The sequence below is a fragment of the Catellatospora sichuanensis genome, from assembly GCF_007483665.1.
GTDB classification, from domain to species: Bacteria; Actinomycetota; Actinomycetes; order Mycobacteriales; family Micromonosporaceae; genus Catellatospora; species Catellatospora sichuanensis.
On the sequence record NZ_VIQO01000023.1, the window covers coordinates 237,585 to 259,111 of the forward strand.

Below are 21,527 nucleotides of genomic sequence, written 5' to 3' on the forward strand. Positions count from 1 at the left end.
CGGTCTCAGTAGGGGTCGCCGTGGCCCGGCAGCCGTCCCCCGGCCATGGCGAGCAGCCGGGCGGCGGCCCCGGGCCGGGCGCGCAGGGGTGGCGAGCCGTCGCCGGTGCCATGGGCCATGCCGTCGAGCAGCTCGGCGAGCGCATCGAGGGCATCGGTGCGCGGTCGCCAGCCCAGTTCGGCCTCGGCGCGGTGGCAGGACATCAGCGGGCAGTTCGCGGCGAGCCGGATCCAGCCGGGTTCGGTGGGCTGCAGGCGGGCCGTCCAGGTCAGCGCTGCGGCGGCGTGCAGCAGTGCGGGCGGCACGGGCACGGCCATCCCGTGGAACCGGGCGCCGACACTGGCCGCGTCGAGCACCGGCTCCGCGGCGATGTTGAACGCGCCGTGCGCCTGGGCCAGAATCGCCCGCGCGTACGCATCGGCGACGTCGTCGCTGTGCACCGCCTGCACCCGCAGCGTGCGTCCGCCCGGCAGCAGCGGGAGGCGGCCGTGGCGCAGCAGGCCCAGCGGGGCCAGCGGACCGGCGAACAGCCGCGCGATCTCCGCCGCGGCAGAGCGCTGGAAGGCCAGCCCGTTGCGGATGCGGACCACCCGCAACCGCGGCTGCTCGTCCTCGAGGCGGTCCAGCAGCGCTTCGACGTCGGCCTTGTCCTGGCTGTAGGTCGAGCCGGGCACGCCGGTGACGGGCCAGTCCTCGTCGACCCGGTCGTCTTTCGGGCCGGACGCGTACGCCCCGACCGACGACGCGACCAGCAGCGCCGGCACCGAGGCGGCGACCACGGCGGCGGCCGTGCCGGCGGTGCCCATGACGTTGGTGTGCCGGATCCGGGCCCGGTCGTGGCTGGGCTGGATCTGCCAGGCCAGATGGATCACCGCGGCCGCGCCCGCGAACAGGTCAGCCAGCTCCCGCGTCGCCTCCGGCGCGCCGACGTCCACGCGGTGCCACTGCACCTGGTCGTACGGCGGACCGGCGTCCCGCGCGGGCAGCCGCCGGGCCACGCCCGTGATCTGGTCGAACTCTCCTCCGTCGACCAACCGGCGCAGGACCGCGGTCCCGATGTTGCCGGTGGCCCCCACCACGACGACTCGCATCACGGCTCCGTACCCGCAGGTCGGTGATCTGAATCGTCGGCGGGCTCGGGCAGATGTTCGGGTGGCAGCGGTCGGCGCAGTTCGACCAGCACCGTCTTGACGGTGGCGGCGATCGGGATGGCCATGAGCGCGCCGACCAGTCCGAGCAGCCCGGCGCCGAGCAGGCTGGCCAGCAGCACCGCGAGCGCGGGCATGTCCAGGCTCTGCTTCATCACCTTCGGCACGATGACGTAGTTCTCGATCTGCTGGTAGATCAGCAGCCAGATCACGATGCCGATCGCGGCGGGCCACAGCCCGGAGGTGAGGGCCGCGACCAGCCCGCAGACCGCGGTGCCCAGCGTCGCGCCGACGAGCGGGATGAGGTCGGTCACCGCGACCACGAGGGCCAGCGGCAGCGCGAACGGGATGCCCAGCACCAGCAGGCCGACGTAGGCGATCACCCCTGCGATCACCGAGATCAGCAGGTTGCCGATCATGTACGAGCCGACCTTGTCCACGACCACGTCGACGATGCGGCGCGCCCGCTCGCGTTGCCGGTCGGGGGCCATCAGCTGGACCCGGCGGCGCAGTCGCGGCATGTCGGCGAGGAAGTACAGCGACAGCACCAGCACGGTCAGCGCGGCCGCGAGCACGCCGAGGAAGGTGCGGAACAGGCTCAGCAGGCTCGTGCCGACCCGCTCGGGCACCGAGGCGACGAGTTCGTTGAGCCGGTCGCCGAGCCCGTACCTGGCGCTGAGCTCCCGGAACGCGCGTGAGCGCTCGTCGAGGTCCTGGATGTGGGCAGGCAGGTCGCTGGTGAGCTGCCCGGCCTGGCGGACCAGCGGCGGCCCGATCCCGGCGAGCACCAGCGCGATCAGGGCCGCGACGACGACCAGGATGATGGTGACGGCGTAGGGGCGGCGGATGCGGTGGCGCACCAGCCAGCGGACCGCCGGGTCGAGGCTGACCGCCACGAACAGCGACACGAGGACCAGCACCAGAATTCCGCGTACCGACCAGACGGCGGCCAGCACCACGCCCACCAGGGCGATGCCGCACGAGGCGGCCACCGCCCACCGGAAGACATCGGCCGTGCTCACTCGATGTCCGTTCGCCACCGAACGTATGTTCCCTCACCTGCATCTTTCCTAAACATGACCACGAAGTGAGATTGTTCTCCTATATGCCGGGACGCGATCTTTAGACTCTCCCGGTAGGAGGGATCAACCATGACGACGTACACGCACGGACACCACGAGACGGTGCTGGTGTCACACCGCTGGCGCACCGCGGCCAACTCCGCCGCCTACCTGCTCCCCCACCTGCGGCCGGGCCGGTCGGTGCTGGACGTGGGCTGCGGGCCGGGCACCATCACCGCCGACCTGGCCGACGCGGTCGCCCCGGCCCGGCTCACCGCGCTGGAGCTGACCGAGGACGCGCTGGGTCTGGCCCGCGCCGAGATCGCCGCCCGCGCCACCGCCAACGTCGACTTCCTGGTCGCCGACGTGCAGGCCCTCGGCCTGCCCGACGGCTCGTTCGACGTGGTCCACGCCCACCAGGTGCTGCAGCACCTGTCCGACCCGGTCGGCGCGCTGCGCGAGATGGGCCGGGTGTGCCGGCCCGGCGGGGTGGTGGCCGCCCGCGACGGCGACTACGCCGCGTTCACCTGGTGGCCGCTGATCCCGGCGCTCGACGAGTGGCTGGCGCTGTACCGGCGCATCGCCCGCGACAACGGCGGCGAACCCGACGCCGGCCGACGCCTGCACTCGTGGGCGCGAGCGGCGGGGTTCACCGACGTCACCGCGACCGCGAGCGTCTGGTGCTACGCCTCCCCCGCGGAGCGGGCCTGGTGGGGTGGCATGTGGGCGGAGCGTGTCGTGCAGTCGGCACTGGCCGGGCAGGCCGTCGCCGCCGGCTACGCCACGACGGCCGACCTGCGGCGGATCGCCGACGGCTGGCGGGAGTGGGTGGCGGCCGAGGACGGCTGGTTCGCGGTGCCGCACGGCGAGATCATCTGTCACGTCTGACCATACCCCCAGGGGGTATTCGGAGGTATGCTGGGCGGCATGGATCACCACGACCATGCCGCCCACGGCCACGTCACCGACGAAGCCGCCCGCAGCGCGGCGACCGAGCACACCCCCCATGTCCACGCTGCCCCCGCCGCGACCTGGCGCATGGCCGCCTCGGCGACGCTGCACTGCCTCACCGGCTGCGCCATCGGCGAGGTCCTGGGCATGGTCATCGGCACCGCGCTGGGCTGGGCGGCCGGGCCGACGGTCGTGCTGTCGGTGGCCCTGGCGTTCGTCTTCGGCTACGCGCTGACCATGCGCAGCGTGCTGCGCGCCGGGGTCGGCTTCCGGCAGGCGCTGAAGGTCGCGCTCGCCGCGGACACGGTGTCCATCGCGGTGATGGAGCTGATCGACAACGCCATCATGGTCGGCGTGCCCGGCGCCATGGACTCCGGTTTGAACAGCTGGCTGTTCTGGGCGGCACTGGCGTTCTCGCTGCTGATCGCGTTCGTGCTCACCGTCCCCGTCAACCGCTGGCTCATCTCCCGCGGCAAGGGCCACGCCGTCGTGCACCAGTACCACTGAGGCCTGCGGCCACGACCCGAACGCCCCGTCCTGTCGGACGGGGCGTTTACCATGCGGCGGACCATCCACCTTTCCTGATGGAGGAGGCCCGCCCATGGACGGCGACGGCAGCCCCGCGGTGCGCGTGTCCCGGCGCATCGACGCCCCCGCGGCCGCGATCTTCCGGGTGCTTGCCGACCCGGCCCGCCACCTGGCCCTGGACGGCTCCGGCATGCTTCGCGGAGCCGTGACGCAGACGGCCGTCACCGGGGTCGGCGACGTCTTCGTGATGCGGATGTACTACTCGGCCCACGGCGACTACGAGATGGACAACCACGTCGTCGAGTTCGAGCAGGACAGGCGGATCAGCTGGGAGCCCGTGGCGGGCCGCGGCCACCCCGACGCCGCTGCGCCGGACGCCCGGTGGGGCCACCGGTGGAGTTACCAGCTCCTCCCCGACGGACCCGGCGCGACCATCGTCACCGAGAGTTACGACTGCTCGCGGGCACCCGAGGACGAGCGGGTGTCCATGGACGACGGCCGGATCTGGATCGAGAGCATGCAGGACACGCTCCGCCGGCTCGACGAACTGTGCACCGGCCGGCGCGCCGGCGCGGACGCCTGACCGAGCGCCCGGGTGGCGCGGCGGGGCCGCGCCACCCGGACCGGTTCACAGGCGCGCCAGCAGCGCCTTCATCGTGACGATCTCAGCCTGCTGGGCTGCGACGATCTGCTGGGCCAGTTCCTTGGCCGCGGGGTTCGCGCCGTTCGCGAGCTCCTGCTGCGCCATGGTGACCGCGCCCTCGTGATGCGCGATCATCAGCTCGCTGAACATCCGGTCGAAGTCGCGGCCCGACGTGGCCTCCAGCGCCGCCAGCTGAGCGTCGCTCATCATGCCGGGCATGCCCTGGTGGCCGGTCTCGTGGCCGGGCATGGCAGTCGGCCGCTGCCAGGTCCGCAGCCACCCGGTCATCGTGGCGATCTCCGGGTCCTGGGCCGCCCTGATCTGCTCGGCCAGCGCCTTGACCTGGGCGTCGGCCGCGCGGGTGGGCGCGAGCTGCGCCATCCGCACCGCCTGCTGGTGGTGCGGGATCATCCCCTGGGCGAACGCCACGTCGACGTCGTTGAACGAGCCGATCGCCGAACTCGCGGTCGCCGTGGGCGTCGCGCCGGAGCCGTGGTCCATGCCGGAATGGCCGCCGCCGCAGCCGGCGAGGACCAGGGCGGTGACGGCTGCGGCGGCCGGCATCAGGGCAGCGCGCAGCGAGGTGTTGCTGAACATGATCGAATCGACCTCTCGGTGTCGGGAAAGGGGTGTACGGCAGGACCTGCCGCGCCGGAGCGCGGCAGCACGGGTCCTAGTGCCGCATCACCGACACCGTGGCCAGGGTGAGACCGAGTCCGCGTACGGGCGGGCCGCGCGAGGCCGCACCCGCGCGGGCGCGGGACGGGCCTGCAGGATGGCGGCGGGACACCACGCCCAGCAGCCAGAACAACAGCAGCAGCACGCCGAGAGCGGTCAGCACCGCCACGCACAGGTCCCACCAGTCCATGCCAGCGGTGTGGCGGCCGGGCGGCACCAGCAGCCGGGCGCAGTGGCCGTCGGGGCACCCTTCCTGCGGAACGGCCTCGACGTGTGCGGCCATGGCGGCGACCGTCGCGGTCATGCCCGCTGCGGTCCCCTCGGCGGCCGGCGCGGTTCCGTGGCCCGGCATCGGCGTCATGGCGGCGTGGGCTGCGCCGCCGTGCCCGAGGGTGTGCATCGCGGCGAGGCCGACCAGGGTGGCGAGCAGCAACAGCACCCGGGCCGTCCGACCCGGTCGGGCCGTCGAAAGCCGCCGCATGCCGCCACCGTATCCCGTCGGGGCGGCTCTACGCGGGGCGGTGGGCGATGAAGCAGTCGCGGGGGGTGCGGTCCTCGGTGGTCTGCTCGGTCACGAGTTCGGGGGCGAACCCGGCCTCGGCGAGCAGTTTCAGCCACACCTCGCGGGCGAAGACGCCGGTGCGGTGGGTCTCGTGGACCGTGCGCACACTGCCGTCGGACTCGCGCAGCAGGAACGCGTACTCGGTGAGGGTCCAGGTGTCGGTGGGGTCGGGGTCCCAGGACCACTCGAGGAAGCGCACGCCGCGCCCGTCGGGGCCGTCGGCGCCGCCGTGGTCGGCGCCGGGTTCGTAGGTCTGCGCCGTCTCGTCGGGCAGCAGCACGGCGACGCCGCCGGGCCGGCAGTGGGCGTACGCCGTCGCGAACGCCTGCCGCAGGTCGTCCTCGGTCGTCAGGTAACTCACCGCGTCGTGCAGGACAACCGCGTCGAAGGTGCGGCCCAGCCGCAGCGTGCGCATGTCCCCGACGTGGTGCTCGCAGCCCGGGTGCAGCTGCCGCGACACGTCGACCATCTCCGCGGACAGGTCCGACAGCGTCATCGTGAAATGTTCCCGCAGGTGCACCGCATTGTGTCCGCCGCCGCTGCCCAGCTCCAGCACCTCGCGCACCGGGATCGACGCCGAGCGCAGCAGCCGCGCCGTGAACGCCATCTCCTCGGCGTAGTCGGCGACCGGCGAGATCAGCGGCCACCACCGGGCCAGCTGGCCGTAGAACCGGTACTGCCCGTCCGCGTCGTCGGTCATCCGCTCATGTTAGGAAGGTGCCCCTCCGCTACGCATGCCGTTTACAAGGTGCCCTTCCTTTCCCGGTGGCGGGGTCGGGTAGGGTCATGGGCATGTTTCCCGCTGTGGTGCGCGCCGGCCTTCGTGGCCGTGTCGCCGTGCGCCGGCCGGGTCTCGTCGTCGTGATCGAGCGACGACGAATCATGGCAGCTCGCTGACGCCCTTTCGCGCGCGGCGCTGCCTTTCTCAGCACCTTCTGTCTGATCTTTGTAGTGGCCTGCCCGGTGCGATGCCGCTCCGGCGGGCTGCTCCTGCCCGTTTCCCTGCGAGAGAGCTGAGTTCACGTGACTGACCTGGAGAGTCTCCTCAACGACCGGTTGGCGGCCGCTTTCGCGGAGGTGGCGGGCGAGCGTGTGGATCCGGTGGTGCGCCGGTCGCAGCACGCCGATTTCCAGGCCGACGGCGCGCTGCCGCTGGCCCGGCGGCTCGGCCGCGCGCCGCGTGACATCGCCGCCGACGCCCTCGGCCGCGCCGACCTGGCCGACCTGGTCGCCACCGCGGAGATCTCCGGGCCGGGGTTCATCAACCTCACCTTGCGCGACGACGCGCTGGCAGGGCTGCTCGCCACGATGAGCGCCGACGAGCGGCTCGGCGTGCCCACGGCCGTCGCGCCGGAGACCGTGATCATCGACTACTCCGCGCCGAACGTGGCCAAGGAGTTGCACGTCGGCCACCTGCGCACCACCGTGATCGGCGACGCCGTCGCGCGGACGCTGGACTGGCTGGGCCACGACGTGCGGCGTGCCAACCACATCGGCGACTGGGGCACCCCGTTCGGCATGCTCATCGAGCACCTGCTGGACCTGGGCGAGAGCGAGGCCCTGCACGAGCTGTCGGTCGGCGACCTCAACGGCTTCTACCAGTCGGCACGGGTGAAGTTCGACGCCGATCCGGCGTTCGCCGAGCGGTCCCGGCGGCGGGTGGTGGCGCTGCAGTCCGGCGACGCGACCACGCTGCGCCTGTGGCGGCTGCTGGTCGACGAGAGCAAGAAGTACTTCCTCGCCGTGTACGACAAGCTGGGCGTCACCCTGACCTCGGACCACTTCTTCGGCGAGTCGTACTACAACGACATGCTCGACCCGGTCGTCGACGCCCTCGACGCCCTCGGTCTGCTGCGCGAAAGCGACGGCGCGATGTGCGTCTTCCCGCAGGGCTTCACCGGCCGCGACGGTGAGCCGATGCCGATCATCGTGCGCAAACGCGACGGCGGCTACGGCTACGGCGCGACCGACCTGGCCGCGATCCGGCACCGGACCCAGGACCTGAAGGCGACCCGGCTGCTGTACGTGGTCGGCTCGCCGCAGCAGCAGCATCTGGAGATGGTGTACCAGACCGCGCGTGAGGCGGGCTGGCTGGCCGAGCCCGCACGGGCCGTGCACGTGGGCTTCGGCCAGGTGCTGGGCGCGGACGGCAAGAAGCTGGCGTCGCGGGCAGGCGAGGCGGTCAAGCTGGTGGACCTGCTCGACGAGGCGGTGACCCGCGCCGCGGCGATCGTGCTGGAGAAGAACCCCGAACTCGACGCCGACACCCGGGCCGAGGTCGCCCGCATGGTCGGCATCGGCGCGATCAAGTACGTCGACCTGTCCAGCGACCGGATCAAGGACTACAGCTTCCACTGGGACCGGATGCTGTCGTTCTCCGGCGACACCGGGGCGTACCTGCAGTACACGTACGCCCGGATCAACTCGATCTTCAGGAAGGGCGGGGTGACACCGGACCGCGCCGCGACGGTGCTGCTCGACTCCCCGGCCGAGCGGGCGCTGGCGATGCAACTGCTGGGCTTCCCCGCGGTCGTCGCCGACGCTGCCGAGACGCTGCAGTTCCACCGGCTCGCCGGCTACCTGCAGAGCCTGGCCGGGGCGTACACCGCCTTCTACGACAACTGCCCGGTCCTCAAAGCCGACGGCCCGGTACGGGCCAGCCGCCTGCTGCTGTGCGACCTCACCGCCCGGGTCATCGCGCAGGGCCTCGGGCTGCTCGGCATCGAGGCGCCCGAGCGCATGTGAGCCGCGTCCCGGTCCGCGTCGCCCCCTCCGGTGGTGCGGGCCGGGAGGTCCTGGCGGGTGTGAGCCCACCTCCGGTCGGGTACGTGGGCTGCTATGAGCGAACCGAGGTTCACCCCGCCCGCCGAGGATTTCGAGCCGCCTCCGGAGCGGGAGCCGCTGCCCGAGCCCGACCGCGAGCTGCCCCCGCCGGGGCTGGACGACCTGGGCACCGCCGCCGGTGAGAGCGAGCAGGACCGCCTCGACCGGGAGCCGCCCGACGTGGCAGGCGAGCCCCCGGACTGAGGCGGTCCGGGCGCCCCGCGGTGCGGGGCGGCGGCGTTCACACGGCGTCGGCGGTGGTCAGCTCCTCCCGCAGGGCCTGGAAGGCGCGCGTCAGCAGGCGCGAGACGTGCATCTGCGACACGCCGACCTGCTCGGCGATCTCCGACTGGGTCAGGTTGTCGACGAAACGCATCCGCAGGATGCGCTGGTCGCGCTCGGGCAGGGTGTCGATCGCCTGCCGCAGCGCCTCCCGCTCGGGCAGCGCCTCCAGGGTGTCGTCGCACTCCCCCAGCAGGTCCTGCAGCTCCCCGTCGCCGTCGTCGGCGGTCGCGGGCGCGTTGAGCGAACTCGCCGTGTACGCCGCGGCGCACTGCATGCCGCGCAGCACCTCGTCCTCGGTGACGCCCAGATACACCGCGACGTCCTCGGCGGTCGGCGTGCGCTGCAGGGACTGGCTGAGTTCGGGAATCGCCCGGCACACCGCCAGATGCAGCTCCTGCAGGGAACGCTGCACGTGCAGGGTCCAGGTGCGGTCGCGGAAGTAGCGCTTGATCTCGCCCAGCATCGTCGGCATGACGTAGTTGGCGAAGGGCACCCCGCGGTCGGGTTCGAACCGGTCCACGGCCTTGATCAGACCGATGGTGGCCACCTGGACGAGGTCCTCGACGTCCTCGCCGCGGTTGCGGAACCGCATCGCCAGGCGCCGCGCCACCGGCGCGCACCCGCAGATGATCTCGTCACGCAACCGGCCCCGACCGGTGTCGCCGTCGGGAAGGCGGTGGAGCAGCAGCAAAGAGTCCTCGAACCTCGCCAGCACATCGACAGCGCTCATGGCGGACTTCGGGGACGAAACGGTAGCGGTCGGCATCTTCACACCTGCCATCGCCTGCGTCGCGTCACCCGTGCACCGCACGGGCCGGCAGGCTGTTCCTGGCGGGCCACGGCGCCCTGCTGCTAGAGCGCCGTCGTGGCCTGGTCGCCCGGGCCACGTTCTGCCGTTCGCACGGCAGGGCTCAAGTATACGCGCGCAGGACCCTCAGGAAGTCGCGGCACGCCGCGGCCCGGCCACCGAAGCCAACGCCCAGACGACCTTTCCGCCACTGGTCAGCAGGCTTCCCCAATCGGTGGCCATCGCTGAAACCAGCTCCAGGCCGGCACCCCGGTCCTCCGGGCCGGACTCGTGCGGCAGCCGCGGATCCCCGTCCCGGACCGCCACGATCACCGCCTCGCCCGCGCGGCGCAGCGTCAGTTCCATGTCGGTACGCGCGTGCGTGACCACGTTCGCGGCCAGCTCGGACGCGAGCAGCTGCGCCAGCTGCCCCAGCCGCGGCAGCCCGAACGCCGCGCAGGCGCGCTGCGCCAGATCACGGGCGCGCGCACAGCTGGCGGGGGTGGGCGGCAGGGTCACCGAGCGCCGCGGGCTGACCGGCAACGCCTCGGCGGCCTTCTCCGCCAGGCCGGCGTCGTCGTAGACGGACAGCCCCGGGTGCGCCACCGGCACCGGGCACGGCGGCGCGGCCACCATGATCGGCACACCGGGCCAGCGGGAAGCGCTGACCGCGGCACGGTGCAGCCACGGCACGAGCCGCTCGTCGGCACAACGCGTGTCAGCCAGATCGAGGACGACGGCCTCGGGCTGGGCCGCCAGGCAGTCGGCCAGCGTGACGCCCGCCTGGATGAGTGTGTCCTGGTCGAGCGTCCCGGCCATCGCGATGAGCGCGAAGGGCTGCTGCCGCCGCACATGGCACACCAGCATGGACATACTCCTCACGTGCCCCTCTGGCACGGCGACCAAGCCTGCGCCGGTGAAAATTTCGGAAATAGGTCAACGCGCCCGCCTCACCAGGCGGGGCCGGGCTCAGGCCGGCGGGGCCAGCAGCTTGCCGACGCCGGTCACGTCGAGCACCTTGGCCACCCACTGGCGGGCACCGGTCACATAGAAGCGGTGACCGAGTTCGTTGGCGGACCGGTAGGCGTCGAAAAGGGCACGCACGCCGGTCGAGTCGAGGAAGCCCACCCCGGCCAGGTCGACCACCACCTCGGGGGACTGCTTGACCGCGTCACACAGCTCGTCACGCAGGCTGCCCGCGGTCATCAGGTCGATCTCGCCCCGGACCCTGACCACGATGCGGTCTGCGTCCACGACCCGTTCGACACCGAAACCCCGGTCCATCCCACTCCCTCCGCCACCTGAAACAGTTCCATTAACGCACGCCCGGCCCGGTTCGCACACCCGCCGTCCCAGCGGTCACGCTCCTGCCGGACAATGATGAGATCACCGTTTCGGCGCCGACCCCGATGGGCAGAGTACGAATCATGGCACGGCAAGCCGAATCCCGGCCCGCAGAGGCAGACTGGGTGACCCGTGTGCAGCGCCTGGAGGCCGAGCTCGCCGGCCTGCGCAAGGCGATGCGCACCCGCGGCCTCATCGAACAGGCCAAAGGCCTGCTCGCGGAACGGTACGGCTGCGACCCCGAGACCGCCTTCGCCCGCCTGTCGGCGATGTCCCAGCAGCGCAACGTCAGCGTCGTCGACCTGGCCGCCGACCTCGTCGGCGCGACCGTGCCCGACACCGCCGAAGCCCAGGACCCGCCCGCGGCCGCCGCCGCGCCCCTGGACCTGCCCGGCCGGCCCATGCCCGGCCTGCGCACCATCGTCGGCCTCGACGACGACCCGTCCCGGCCCCTGGCCCAGGCCCGTGCCCGGGTGCTGCGCAAATGCCTGGCCGCCCTCGATGCCGCACCGGACTTCCCGACGCTTGCCGACGTGCTCGTCACCGTCGGCCTCGGCGACCCGCCCGGCGCGGCCGCAGCAGTGTTCACCGCCGAAGTGGACGGCGCGGTGCGCCTGGTCGCCAGCCACGGCTGGCCCGCCCAGGTCGCCAGCGAATGGCAGCGCTCGCCCAGCTCGCTCAACACCACCATCGGCGCCGTGGTGCGCACCGGACGCCCGCTGCTGCTCGACGGCCTGCAGCCACACGACTTCGTCCTGATCGGCCCCGGGCCCGCCCGCGCCGTGTACCCGCTGGCCGTCGACGACCACATGGTCGGTGCGCTGTCCCTGGTCTGGGGCGAGCCCCGCGAGTTCACCGCCGCCGACCGCGCCTTCCTGGACCGGCTCGCCGCCGGCGCGGGCCGGGCGCTGCGCCGGTTGTGGTCCACCGCCGACACCACCCCCGCGGCGCTGCCGGTGTGGCTGGCCACCGCGCTCGACGTGCTCGGCGGCCGCGGGCACCTGCTGACCCCGGTGCGCGGTGACGACGGCACCGTCGAGGACTTCGTCATCGCCGCCGCCGGACCCGCCGTACGCGCCTCCGACGGCGACACCGTCGGACGCCTGCTGCTTGACGTCTACCCGCGGCTGCGCGTCAACGGCGTCTTCGAGGCCTACGTCAAGCTGCTCACCGACGACGTGCCCTTCGCCCGCGACGCCGTCGTCGAGGACGCCCTCGTCGACGGCCGACCCCGCCGCGTCATCCTCAACCGCCGGGCCGCCCGCGTCGGCGACGCGCTGCTGGCGTCCTGGGAGCGCATCGACGCCACGGTCAGCAACGACGCCCGCATGGCGCGTCTGGAGACGCTCAGCCGCTCCGGCTGGGCCGAATGGGATCTGCAGGCCAGGGACGCGGTATGGTCCCCCGGCCTGTACGGGCTCATCGGGCGCGACGAAGCACACGGCCCCACCACGCTGGACAAATTCGGGTCGTTCTTCGCCGCCGCCGACCGCGGCCTGCTGCGCGAACTGCTCGCCGGCCTCGCCCAGGGCCGGCCCGACCTGGCCCTGCTGCGGCTGAACACCAGCCGCGGCGTGGTGCCGGTGCGCGTGTTCGCCGAGGCCGACCTCGCCGGCGACGACATCCGCCTCATCCGGCTGGTCCTGCACGACGTCAGCGAGCAGCACGCCGCCGAGGACCGCTGGACCCGCAGCGAGACCATCGCCGCCGCACGCCAGATCCAGCTCGCCGCCGAGCAGTCGCTGACCGCCAACCTCACCCGGCTGCTCTACCCCGGCCGGGACCTGGTGCTGCAGACTCCCGGCGCGGCGGTGACCGGCCGCCACTACGCCGCCACCGCACCGCGTACGCAGCTGCGCGGCGACTTCTGCGACGCCGAACGGCTCGACGACGGGTCGCTGCTGTTCGTCATCGGCGACGCGTTCGGCACCGGCCTGGTCGCCGCCGCCGCGGTGGTGCGGCTGCGGTTCCCGGTGGTGACGCTCGGCTCGGCCGGCACCGCACCCGCCGAGATCCTGCGCATCGTCAACGGCATGCTCATGGGCGCGCCCGACGGGCCGCTGGCCAGCCTGCTGATCGGGCACTACCAGCCGGCCGACCAGACACTGCGCTGGGCGTCGGCCGGCCACCTGCAGCCGCTGCTGGTACGCGACGGCGTCGCCGCCGTCGTCGACGACCCGGCCGGGCCGCTGCTGGGCCTGCTCGACGGCCAGCGCTTCGACACCCACACGCTGCGCCTGCAACCGGGCGACAGCTTCGTGTCGTTCACCGACGGGGTGCTGCACAAGCGCAAACGTGACCCGCTGGCCGAATTCGCCACCCGCGTCGCCGCCGCCTACCGCAAGACCGGCACCGCCGGGCTGTGGGAACTCACCCCGCCCGAACGCGACGACGAGGCCTGCCTGCTGGCCCTGGAGGTCTCCGCCGCCTGACCGTTACCGGCGAGCGCCGCAGGACCCGGCCGGACCGGGTCAGCGAGTGCGGCGGGTCAGCGGCTCGGGGTCGTGCGGCAGCGCCGCACGCAGCGCCTCGCGGGCACGTTCGACGTTGTCCAGGCCGGGCTCCTCGAGCAGCCGCACCGCGTCCTGGGCCGCCCCCGACAACCTGGCCCACTGCTGGGCCTGCTGGCGCAGTTGCTGGGTCTTGACCCACAGGTCCACGAAGATGGCCACCTTCGCCCGCAGCACCCACGGATCGAACGGCTTGGTGAGGTAGTCGACCGCACCTGCGGCATAGCCGCGCAGCGCCAGCCGGGCATCACGGTCGGCCGCGGTGAGGAAGATGATCGGGATGTGCCGGGTCCGCTCACGGCGTTTGATGTGCCCCGCCGTCTCGAACCCGTCCAGGCCCGGCATCTGCGCGTCCATCAGGATCACCGCGAAGTCGTCGACGAGCAGCCGCTTGAGCGCCGCCTCGCCGCTGCTGACCGCGACCGGCTCGACGGGCAGCCCCTGCAGCATCGCCTCCAGCGCGATGAGGTTGTCCTGCCGGTCGTCGACCAGCAGCACCTTAGCCATCAGGAAACCCGTCTCCAGCTCGCTCACGCCTTCTCCTCGCTACGCTCGTCGGCGGCGTGACCACGAAGTCCACGGATTCGCTCGCATAGCTCACTCATACCTTCTCCTCGCTACGCTCGTCGGCGGCGTGACCACGAAGCCCGCCGATTCGCTCGCATAGCTCGCTCACACCTTCTCCTCGCTACGCTCGTCGGCGGCGTGACCACGAAGCCCACCGATTCGCTCGCATAGCTCACTCATGCCTTCTCCTCGCTGCGCCCGTCGGCGGCATACCCACCAAGCGCGCTCATGCACCCTGCTCCTGCCGGCCGATCCAACGCGCCATCAGGCGCAGCAGCTCGTCGAGGTCTACCGGCTTGGTGATGTAGTCGCTGGCGCCCGCCCCGAGCGCGGCCTCGCGGTCACCCGGCATCGCCTTGGCGGTCAGGAACACCACCGGCAACGTCGTCAGGTGCGGGTTACGCCGGATGATCCGCGTGGTCTCGTAGCCGTCCTGTTCGGGCATCATCGCGTCCATCAGCACGATGTCGATGTCCGGGTGCTCGGCCAGCAACTGGATGCCGTCGTTGCCGTTGTCGGCGTACAGGACCTGCATGCCGTGGTGCTCCAAAGCGCTGGCCAGGGCGAAGACGTTACGGACGTCGTCGTCGACGATGAGCACCCGTGCCCCGTCCAGGGTGGACGACACCTCGTCGCCCAGCGTGTCGGTCGCGGCCCGGCCGATGATGGGCCGCGACATCGGCGTCGCGTACTGCGCCTGCGCCGCCGGGCTGACCGGCACGGCCCCGGCGGGCGCGCCCACCCCGGTCAGCGCCGGCAGCAGCGGCAGCGTCGGCGCGGTGGTGGGGCCGGTGAGCATGCCCGGCAGGTACAGGGTGAAGGTCGAGCCCTGCCCCGGGGCGGAGGTGACGGTGATGGTGCCGCCGAGCAGGCGCGCCAGCTCCCGGCTGATCGACAGGCCGAGGCCGGTGCCGCCGTACTTGCGGCTGGTCGTCCCGTCGGCCTGCTGGAACTCGTCGAAGATCAGCGCCAGTTTGCTGGCCGAGATGCCGATGCCGGTGTCGTGCACCGCGAACATCACCACCTCGCCGGACTGGCTCAGCGACGGCTCCTCGAACACCAGGTCCGCCGGCGCGGGCCCGATCTCCAGGTGCACCGTGCCCGAGTCGGTGAACTTGACCGCGTTCGACAGCAGGTTGCGCAGGATCTGCTGGAGCCGCTGCGCATCGGTGATCATGCCGGCGGGCAGCTGCCCGGACAGGGTCAGCTGCAGTTCCAGGCGCTTCTCCTCGGCCTGCGGCCGGAACGCCTGCTCCACGTAGTCGCAGATGTCCTGGAAGCGGACCTCGCCCGGCTCGACGTCCATCCGCCCGGCCTCGATCTTCGACAGGTCCAGGATGTCGTCGATCAGCGCGAGCAGGTCCGAACCGGCGCTGTGGATCGTGCGCGCGAAGTCGATCTGCTTCGGGGTGAGGTTGGCCTCCGGGTTGTCGGCCAGCAGCCGCGACAGCAGCAGCAGCGAGTTCAGTGGCGTACGCAGCTCGTGGCTCATGTTGGCCAGGAACTCCGACTTGTACTGCGAAGCCGCCGACAGCTGCCGGGCCTTGTCCTCCAGGCCGAGGCGCGCCAGCTCGATCTCCCGGTTCTTGATCTCGATGTTGCGGTTCTGCTCCGACAGCTGGGCGGCCTTCTCCTCCAGCTCGTTGTTGGTGCGCTGCAGCTCCACGGAGCGGTCGCGCAGCTCCTGCGCCAGTCGCTGCGACTGGGCCAGCAGCTCCTCGGTGCGGCGGTTGGCCAGGATCGTGTTCAGCGCGATGCCCAGCGTGCCCGCGAGCCGGTCCAGGAAGTCCAGGTGCAGTTCCGAGAACGGGGTGACGCTGCCGAACTCGATGACGCCCAGCGCCTCGCCCTCGAACACGATCGGCACCAGGATCAGGTCGGACACCTTCGTGTCGGCGATACCCGACCGAACCGTCATCTTCGTGCGGCCCGACCCGACCCGGATGGTGCGCCGGTCCACGGCGGCCTGTCCGACCAGCCCCTCACCGGCGGCATAGTTCGCCGCGGTGCCGCCGCCGGCATAGCCGTAGGCCGCCGTCAGCTGCAGCCGGATGTCCTCGCCGTCGGGCTCGGACAGGAAGAACGCGCCGATCTGCGCCTCGATCAGCGGCGTCACATCCGACATGATCATGCGGGAGACCTGCTCCAGGTCCCGCTGGCCCTGCAGCAGCTCGCCGGCGCGGGCCAGGTTGGAGTCCAGCCAGCCCTGCTCGGCGTTCTTCTTCGTGGTGTCGCGCAGGGTGACGATCATCTGGTTGATGTTGTCCTTCAGCTCGGCGACCTCGCCCTGCGCCTCGACCGAGATGCGCTGGGTCATGTCGCCGCGGGTCACCGCGGTCGACACCTGGGCGATGGCCCGCAGCTGCGTGGTCAGCGTCGAGGCGAGCTGGTTGACGTTCTCGGTCAGGTGCCGCCAGGTGCCCGACACGCCGCGCACCTGCGCCTGGCCGCCGAGCTTGCCCTCCGAACCCACCTCACGCGCCACACGCGTCACCTCGTCGGCGAACGAGGACAGCTGGTCGACCATCGTGTTGACGGTGTTCTTCAGCTCCAGGATCTCGCCGTGCGCGTCGACGGTGATCTTCTGCGACAGGTCGCCCTTGGCCACGGCCGTGGTGACCTGAGCGATGTTGCGGACCTGGCCGGTCAGGTTCGACGCCATGAAGTTCACGTTGTCGGTCAGGTCGCGCCACGTGCCGGCGACCGCGGGCACCTGGGCCTGGCCGCCGAGCTTGCCCTCCGAACCCACCTCACGCGCCACGCGCGTCACCTCGTCGGCGAACGCGGACAGCTGGTCGACCATCGTGTTGACGACGTCCTTGAGCTCCAGGATCTCGCCCTGCGCCGCCACCGCGATCTTCTGCGACAGGTCGCCCCGCGCCACCGCCGTCGCGACCTGCGCGATGTTGCGGACCTGCGCCGTCAGGTTCGACGCCATGACGTTGACGTTGTCGGTCAGGTCCCGCCAGGTGCCCGACACGCCGCGTACCTGCGCCTGGCCGCCGAGCTTGCCCTCCGAACCCACCTCACGCGCCACACGCGTCACCTCGTCGGCGAACGAGGACAGCTGGTCCACCATCGTGTTGACGGTGCTCTTCAGCTCCAGGATCTCGCCCCGCGCATCGACGGTGATCTTCTGCGACAGGTCGCCCCGCGCCACGGCCGTGGTGACCTGGGCGATGTTGCGGACCTGCGCGGTCAGATTGCCCGCCAGCTGGTTCACGTTCTCGGTCAGGTCCCGCCAGGTGCCCGACACCCCGGCCACCTGCGCCTGACCGCCGAGCTTGCCCTCCGAACCCACCTCACGCGCCACACGCGTCACCTCGTCGGCGAACGAGGACAGCTGGTCCACCATCGTGTTGACGGTGCTCTTCAGCTCCAGGATCTCGCCCCGCGCATCGACGGTGATCTTCTGCGACAGGTCGCCCCGCGCCACGGCCGTGGTGACCTGGGCGATGTTGCGGACCTGCGCGGTCAGATTGCCCGCCAGCTGGTTCACGTTCTCGGTCAGGTCCCGCCAGGTGCCCGACACCCCGGCCACCTGCGCCTGACCGCCGAGCTTGCCCTCCGAACCCACCTCACGCGCCACACGCGTCACCTCGTCGGCGAACGAGGACAGCTGGTCCACCATCGTGTTGACGACGTCCTTGAGCTCCAGGATCTCGCCCTGCGCCGCCACCGCGATCTTCTGCGACAGGTCGCCCCGCGCCACCGCCGTCGCGACCTGCGCGATGTTGCGGACCTGCGCCGTCAGGTTCGACGCCATGTAGTTCACCGCGTCGGTGAGGTCCTTCCAGGTGCCCGCCACGTTCGGCACCTCGGCCTGGCCCCCGAGCTTGCCCTCGGTGCCGACCTCCCGCGCCACCCGGGTCACCTGCTCGGCGAACACCCGCAGCGTGTCGGTCAGCGAGTTGATCGTGTCGGCCAGGTCCGCCACCTCGCCCTGCGCCGAGATGGCGATCTTCTGCGACAGGTCGCCCTGCGCGATGGCCGTGGTCACCTGCGAGATCGACCGCACCTGCGCGGTCAGGTTCGACGCCATGAAGTTCACGTTGTCCGTCAGGTCCCGCCACGTGCCCGACACGCCGCGCACGTCGGCCTGGCCGCCCAGCTTGCCCTCGGTGCCGACCTCGCGCGCCACCCGGGTCACCTCGTCGGCGAACGAGGACAGCTGGTCGACCATCCGGTTCACGGTCCGGCCGATGGTGAGGAACTCGCCACGCAGCGGCCGCCCGTCGATGTCGAGCGTCATGTGCTGGCTCAGGTCGCCCTCGGCCACGGCCACGATCACGCGGGCGATCTCGGCAGTGGGCCGGCCCAGGTCGTCCATCAGGCTGTTGACCGCACGCACACCGTCGGCCCAGGCCCCCTCGTACGCCTCCTCGTCCAGGCGCTCGGTGACCCGGCCCTCCCGGCCGACCACCCGGGAGATGCGCAGGAACTCGCGGTTGCGCTGCTCCTGCATCATCACGACCTCGTTGAAGGCGTCCGCGACCTCACCGACGATGCCGGAACCACGGGACAGACGCACCTTGAAGTCACCGTTGCGCACCGCCCGCAACGCCGCCGCGACCTCCTGCCACCGCGCGTCGGCGTCGTCCGCCCGCTCGCGCTGTGCCGTCGTCCGATTCGCCGTCGTCCGATTCGCCGTCACCAGGACCCACTCCCCTCGATGGCCGACTCGCGCCTCATGGCCCATCGCCGCGCCACACCGTCGCGGCGCACGCTTCATCATCGTCCGTACCGACCCCGGAAGCGAGCCAGCGGCACGCGGCAACAGGCCCGCAGTGGAAACCCGACGCCGAACGGCGGACACTACTAGGGTGCCGAACCGCGCTCCGGACCTGGAGCCCTCCCCCCACGACGCCGCCGGAGCGCTGGCCGCCGTAGACGCCCTGCTCGACGTGGCCACCACCGCCGACGAGACGGGCACCGTGCACGGATTCGCCGGCGACCTGCTGCGCACCCTCGCCGCGCACACCGACGGCACCGGCAGCGCCGTCTGGCTCGACCGCGGCGACGGCGACGGCTCGCAAGTCGTGGCCGCCCACGGCAAGCGGCTGCACCCCGCCTCGACCACCCGCCGGATCACCGTGCCCGTCAGCCTGCCCTGGTCGGCCGAACTACGGCTGGACGCCACCGACACCCTGCAGGCCCGCACCCTCACCCACCTGGCCGCGCAACGGCTCGGCATGGCCCTCGAACACCAGCGGCTACGAGACAGCGACCGCCGCCGGCAGACCTCCCTGGCGTTCCTCGCCGAAGTCAGCGAACTGCTCGCACAGTCCCTCGACCTCACCCTCACCCTGGCGCTGATCCCCCGGCTCGTCGTGCCCCGGCTCGGCACCTGGTGCACGCTGCACCGCGCCACCCCGGGCCGCCGCCTCGAACCCGCCAGCGCCGCCCACGCCGACGAGGCGCTCAGCCCCTGGCTCGACGCCGTCAGCGACGACCTCACCCGGTCGCTGCTCGCGCCGCCCGTCGCAGACGCACTCCTGGCCGGGAAGAACGTTCCCCTGCCCACCTCCCTGTCCGGAATCGCCGTGCCCCTGTTCGCCCGCGGCGAATGGCTCGGCGTGCTCAGCATCGGCCGCGACACCGACTCCCCCCGTGACCCCGACGAGATCCCCGTCGCCGAGGAAGTCGCCCGCCGCTGCGCCCTGGCCATGGACAACGCCCGCATCCACGAGGAACGCCAGACCGTCTCGCACACCCTCCAGCAGGCACTGCTGCCCGCGAAACTGCCGACGATCCCCGGCCTGGGCATCGGCGCCGAATACGTGCCCGCGGGCCGCGGCGTCGAAGTCGGCGGCGACCTGTACGACATCATGCCCATGCCCGACGGCCGCTGGCTGGTGATGGTCGGCGACGTGTCCGGCAAGGGCGTACACGCCGCCGCGGTCACCGGGTTGATCCGCGAGGTCATCCGAGTGCTCGTCAAGGACGGCCGGCCATTGCAGTCGGTGCTCGCCACCCTCAACGACACCCTCAGCGAACGCTCCGAGCGATACTGCACCCTCGCCCTGGCCGCCTTCGACACCCGCAGCCGCGGCTCCGACGTCGAGGTCTCCCTGCACCTGGCCGGCCACGACCGGCCGCTGGTGCTGCACGCCGACGGCCGCGTCTCCTCCGCCGGCCGCTGGGGCACCGCGCTCGGCCTCGTCTCCCCGGTCACCTGCCCGCCCGCAAAGCTCGTGCTGCACCCCGGCGAGACCCTCGTGTTCTTCACCGACGGCGTCACCGAACGCCGCAACAGCCAGGAGTTCTTCGGCACCCAACGCCTGGCGCGGCGGCTGACGTACCTGGCCGGCCACCCGGCCGACGTGATCGCGGCCCGGCTGCGCACCGCAGCGGTCGACTTCTCCGTCGACCCGCCCCGCGACGACATGGCCATCGTGGCGGTACGCAACGACGCCGAGCGGTGACACCGCAACGGGGCGGCAGTTCCCCGCACCCCGCTGCGGCACGACCGGTGGCGGGCGCCGGCACCGCCACCGCGGCGGAATAGCATTTGATATCCGACTTTGCGGAGCAAGGCGACGAGTCCGGCACGGGCTCGGGAAGGACCACGGTGGACGCAACGGCGCTCGCAGCACACCCCGACGGCGCTCGCCGCACGGTGCCGTCCCCCGTCCGCGAGCCGCACCGCTTGGCGACGGAGGCGGGCACATGAGCCTCCCCCACCAGACACCCAGCCGCCACGACGCCCTGCAGTATCACGACGACGACCAGCTGCTCGACGCGGTGGTCCCGTTCCTGCGGGAGGGCGCGGCGGCCGGCGACAGCGTCGTGCTGATCTGTCGCCCCGACAACGCCGCCCGCCTGCGCGACGCGCTGGGCTACCACCAGGTCGTCGAACTGCCCCGCGAGGACGTGTACGGCGGCACCGTGGCAGCCCTGACCGCATACCGCGACCTCGTGGAACGCGAGCAGCAGCGGGGCAGCAACCGGGTTCGTGTGGTGACCGAGATCGACTTCGGATCGCGCCCGAGCGGGCAGTGGGAGTGGGCCCGCTTCGACGCCGCGCTCGGCCAGGTCCTCGCCCGCTACCCGATCTGGAACCTCTGCCTCTACGACCGTCGGCGGGTCCCCGCGGAGATCCTCCGCGCCGGCGAGAGCAGCCACTCCCATCTGCTCGCCGACGGCGGGCGGGTGCCCAGCGCCGGTTACACCGATCCGGTGACCCTGCTGGGCGACGCCCGCATGCGCTGGCGTGACCCGCTGGAGAACGGCCCACCCAGGCTGGACGTCGCCGGCCCGCACGACCTGGCCGCGCTACGGGCCGCCGTCGAGGAGATACTGCTCCGTGACGGCGTGTCCGCGTACGCCGTGCAGGGGTTCGTGCTGGCCGTCAGCGAGGTCGCCACCAACGCGATCCTGCACGGGGCGCCCCCGGTGCGGGTGCGTCTGTGGTCTGACGGCGAGCGGGCGCTGTGCTCGGTGTCCGATGGCGGTCACTGCTTCAGCCCGTACAGCGGTTATGTGCCCACGGACCGGGCGGTGGGCGCCGGCGGCATGGGACTGTGGCTGGCCCGTCAGATGAGCGACGACCTCACCGTGGACGCGGCGGCCGACGGCTGCACGGTCCGCCTCGGCCTCAACGCCTGACTCGGCCGCGCGGGCCGCGCCCCGGTGCAACC

At 72.1% G+C, this 21,527-nt stretch carries 18 protein-coding genes; 8 read left to right on the top strand and 10 right to left on the bottom strand.

Annotated features, from left to right (window positions below):
• Positions 1-5: 5 nt before the first annotated feature.
• Positions 6-1,091, bottom strand: coding sequence for an NAD-dependent epimerase/dehydratase family protein (locus FLL47_RS29255; RefSeq protein ID WP_144124530.1), 1,086 nt, complete (start codon positions 1,089-1,091; stop codon positions 6-8).
• Complete coding sequence (locus tag FLL47_RS29260; protein WP_186315973.1) at positions 1,091-2,170, bottom strand: AI-2E family transporter; 1,080 nt, start codon at positions 2,168-2,170, stop codon at positions 1,091-1,093. Before FLL47_RS29260 ends, FLL47_RS29255 begins: the two co-directional genes overlap by 1 nt.
• Before the next feature lie 129 nt (positions 2,171-2,299).
• On the opposite strand from FLL47_RS29260, the gene FLL47_RS29265 reads away from it, so the two are divergent.
• From FLL47_RS29265 to FLL47_RS29275, 3 genes are all read left to right on the top strand, one after another.
• Positions 2,300-3,097 carry a methyltransferase domain-containing protein gene (locus FLL47_RS29265; protein ID WP_144124536.1) on the top strand — a complete coding sequence of 266 codons (798 nt, stop codon included), beginning with the start codon at positions 2,300-2,302 and terminating at the stop codon, positions 3,095-3,097.
• A 39-nt stretch (positions 3,098-3,136) separates the two neighbouring features.
• The gene (locus FLL47_RS29270; protein WP_144124539.1) at positions 3,137-3,667 is read left to right on the top strand and encodes a DUF4396 domain-containing protein; all 531 of its coding nucleotides are present in this window, start codon (positions 3,137-3,139) and stop codon (positions 3,665-3,667) included.
• Positions 3,668-3,761: 94 nt separating this feature from the next.
• The gene (locus tag FLL47_RS29275) at positions 3,762-4,271 is read left to right on the top strand and encodes an SRPBCC family protein (protein WP_144124542.1); all 510 of its coding nucleotides are present in this window, start codon (positions 3,762-3,764) and stop codon (positions 4,269-4,271) included.
• A gap of 45 nt (positions 4,272-4,316) precedes the next feature.
• Here the strand turns inward: FLL47_RS29275 and FLL47_RS29280 are convergent, their stop codons facing one another.
• The 3 genes from FLL47_RS29280 to FLL47_RS29290 form a co-directional block, all read right to left on the bottom strand.
• Positions 4,317-4,928, bottom strand: a complete 612-nt coding sequence (locus tag FLL47_RS29280) for a DUF305 domain-containing protein (RefSeq protein ID WP_144124544.1) — start codon at positions 4,926-4,928, stop codon at positions 4,317-4,319.
• 76 nt (positions 4,929-5,004) lie between these two features.
• Positions 5,005-5,490, bottom strand: coding sequence for a hypothetical protein (locus tag FLL47_RS29285; protein WP_144124547.1), 486 nt, complete (start codon positions 5,488-5,490; stop codon positions 5,005-5,007).
• A 28-nt stretch (positions 5,491-5,518) separates the two neighbouring features.
• Positions 5,519-6,271 carry a class I SAM-dependent methyltransferase gene (locus tag FLL47_RS29290; RefSeq protein ID WP_144124550.1) on the bottom strand — a complete coding sequence of 251 codons (753 nt, stop codon included), beginning with the start codon at positions 6,269-6,271 and terminating at the stop codon, positions 5,519-5,521.
• Positions 6,272-6,594: 323 nt separating this feature from the next.
• Here FLL47_RS29290 and argS point away from each other — a divergent pair, with 323 nt between their 5' ends.
• Both argS and FLL47_RS29300 read left to right on the top strand, forming a co-directional pair.
• Positions 6,595-8,316: an arginine--tRNA ligase gene (argS, locus tag FLL47_RS29295; protein WP_144124553.1), complete on the top strand. Its 1,722-nt coding sequence runs from the start codon at positions 6,595-6,597 to the stop codon at positions 8,314-8,316.
• 93 nt (positions 8,317-8,409) lie between these two features.
• Positions 8,410-8,598 carry a hypothetical protein gene (locus FLL47_RS29300; protein WP_144124557.1) on the top strand — a complete coding sequence of 63 codons (189 nt, stop codon included), beginning with the start codon at positions 8,410-8,412 and terminating at the stop codon, positions 8,596-8,598.
• Positions 8,599-8,635: 37 nt separating this feature from the next.
• Here the strand turns inward: FLL47_RS29300 and FLL47_RS29305 are convergent, their stop codons facing one another.
• From FLL47_RS29305 to FLL47_RS29315, 3 genes are all read right to left on the bottom strand, one after another.
• Positions 8,636-9,409 (bottom strand): SigB/SigF/SigG family RNA polymerase sigma factor, encoded by a 774-nt coding sequence (locus FLL47_RS29305; RefSeq protein WP_246158805.1) that lies wholly within the window; start codon positions 9,407-9,409, stop codon positions 8,636-8,638.
• A gap of 204 nt (positions 9,410-9,613) precedes the next feature.
• Positions 9,614-10,333 (bottom strand): ATP-binding protein, encoded by a 720-nt coding sequence (locus FLL47_RS29310; protein ID WP_144124563.1) that lies wholly within the window; start codon positions 10,331-10,333, stop codon positions 9,614-9,616.
• Between the two features lie 102 nt (positions 10,334-10,435).
• The gene (locus tag FLL47_RS29315) at positions 10,436-10,750 is read right to left on the bottom strand and encodes an STAS domain-containing protein (protein ID WP_144124566.1); all 315 of its coding nucleotides are present in this window, start codon (positions 10,748-10,750) and stop codon (positions 10,436-10,438) included.
• 185 nt (positions 10,751-10,935) lie between these two features.
• Here FLL47_RS29315 and FLL47_RS29320 point away from each other — a divergent pair, with 185 nt between their 5' ends.
• Positions 10,936-13,242 (top strand): SpoIIE family protein phosphatase, encoded by a 2,307-nt coding sequence (locus FLL47_RS29320; RefSeq protein WP_186315974.1) that lies wholly within the window; start codon positions 10,936-10,938, stop codon positions 13,240-13,242.
• Positions 13,243-13,281: 39 nt separating this feature from the next.
• Here the strand turns inward: FLL47_RS29320 and FLL47_RS29325 are convergent, their stop codons facing one another.
• Positions 13,282-13,827, bottom strand: coding sequence for a response regulator (locus tag FLL47_RS29325; protein ID WP_144124773.1), 546 nt, complete (start codon positions 13,825-13,827; stop codon positions 13,282-13,284).
• 286 nt (positions 13,828-14,113) lie between these two features.
• Positions 14,114-18,541, bottom strand: a complete 4,428-nt coding sequence (locus FLL47_RS29330) for a HAMP domain-containing protein (protein ID WP_425457775.1) — start codon at positions 18,539-18,541, stop codon at positions 14,114-14,116.
• Positions 18,542-18,710: 169 nt separating this feature from the next.
• On the opposite strand from FLL47_RS29330, the gene FLL47_RS29335 reads away from it, so the two are divergent.
• Together FLL47_RS29335 and FLL47_RS29340 are read left to right on the top strand one after the other, a co-directional pair.
• Positions 18,711-20,312 (top strand): PP2C family protein-serine/threonine phosphatase, encoded by a 1,602-nt coding sequence (locus FLL47_RS29335; RefSeq protein WP_186315980.1) that lies wholly within the window; start codon positions 18,711-18,713, stop codon positions 20,310-20,312.
• Positions 20,313-20,556: 244 nt separating this feature from the next.
• Entirely contained in the window at positions 20,557-21,495 is a 939-nt protein-coding gene (locus FLL47_RS29340; RefSeq protein ID WP_144124578.1) for a sensor histidine kinase, read from the top strand.
• The last annotated feature ends 32 nt before the right edge of the window (positions 21,496-21,527 follow it).

Bases quoted from the DNA above. Each gene is read 5' to 3' on its own strand.
- FLL47_RS29255 (WP_144124530.1), bottom strand. From the start codon at position 1,091: ATGCGAGTCGTCGTGGTGGGGGCCACCGGCAACATCGGGACCGCGGTC.
- FLL47_RS29265 (WP_144124536.1), top strand. From the start codon at position 2,300: ATGACGACGTACACGCACGGACACCACGAGACGGTGCTGGTGTCACAC.
- FLL47_RS29270 (WP_144124539.1), top strand. From the start codon at position 3,137: ATGGATCACCACGACCATGCCGCCCACGGCCACGTCACCGACGAAGCC.
- FLL47_RS29275 (WP_144124542.1), top strand. From the start codon at position 3,762: ATGGACGGCGACGGCAGCCCCGCGGTGCGCGTGTCCCGGCGCATCGAC.
- FLL47_RS29280 (WP_144124544.1), bottom strand. From the start codon at position 4,928: ATGTTCAGCAACACCTCGCTGCGCGCTGCCCTGATGCCGGCCGCCGCA.
- FLL47_RS29285 (WP_144124547.1), bottom strand. From the start codon at position 5,490: ATGCGGCGGCTTTCGACGGCCCGACCGGGTCGGACGGCCCGGGTGCTG.
- FLL47_RS29290 (WP_144124550.1), bottom strand. From the start codon at position 6,271: ATGACCGACGACGCGGACGGGCAGTACCGGTTCTACGGCCAGCTGGCC.
- FLL47_RS29300 (WP_144124557.1), top strand. From the start codon at position 8,410: ATGAGCGAACCGAGGTTCACCCCGCCCGCCGAGGATTTCGAGCCGCCT.
- FLL47_RS29305 (WP_246158805.1), bottom strand. From the start codon at position 9,409: ATGAGCGCTGTCGATGTGCTGGCGAGGTTCGAGGACTCTTTGCTGCTG.
- FLL47_RS29310 (WP_144124563.1), bottom strand. From the start codon at position 10,333: ATGCTGGTGTGCCATGTGCGGCGGCAGCAGCCCTTCGCGCTCATCGCG.
- FLL47_RS29315 (WP_144124566.1), bottom strand. From the start codon at position 10,750: ATGGACCGGGGTTTCGGTGTCGAACGGGTCGTGGACGCAGACCGCATC.
- FLL47_RS29325 (WP_144124773.1), bottom strand. From the start codon at position 13,827: ATGGCTAAGGTGCTGCTGGTCGACGACCGGCAGGACAACCTCATCGCG.
- FLL47_RS29340 (WP_144124578.1), top strand. From the start codon at position 20,557: ATGAGCCTCCCCCACCAGACACCCAGCCGCCACGACGCCCTGCAGTAT.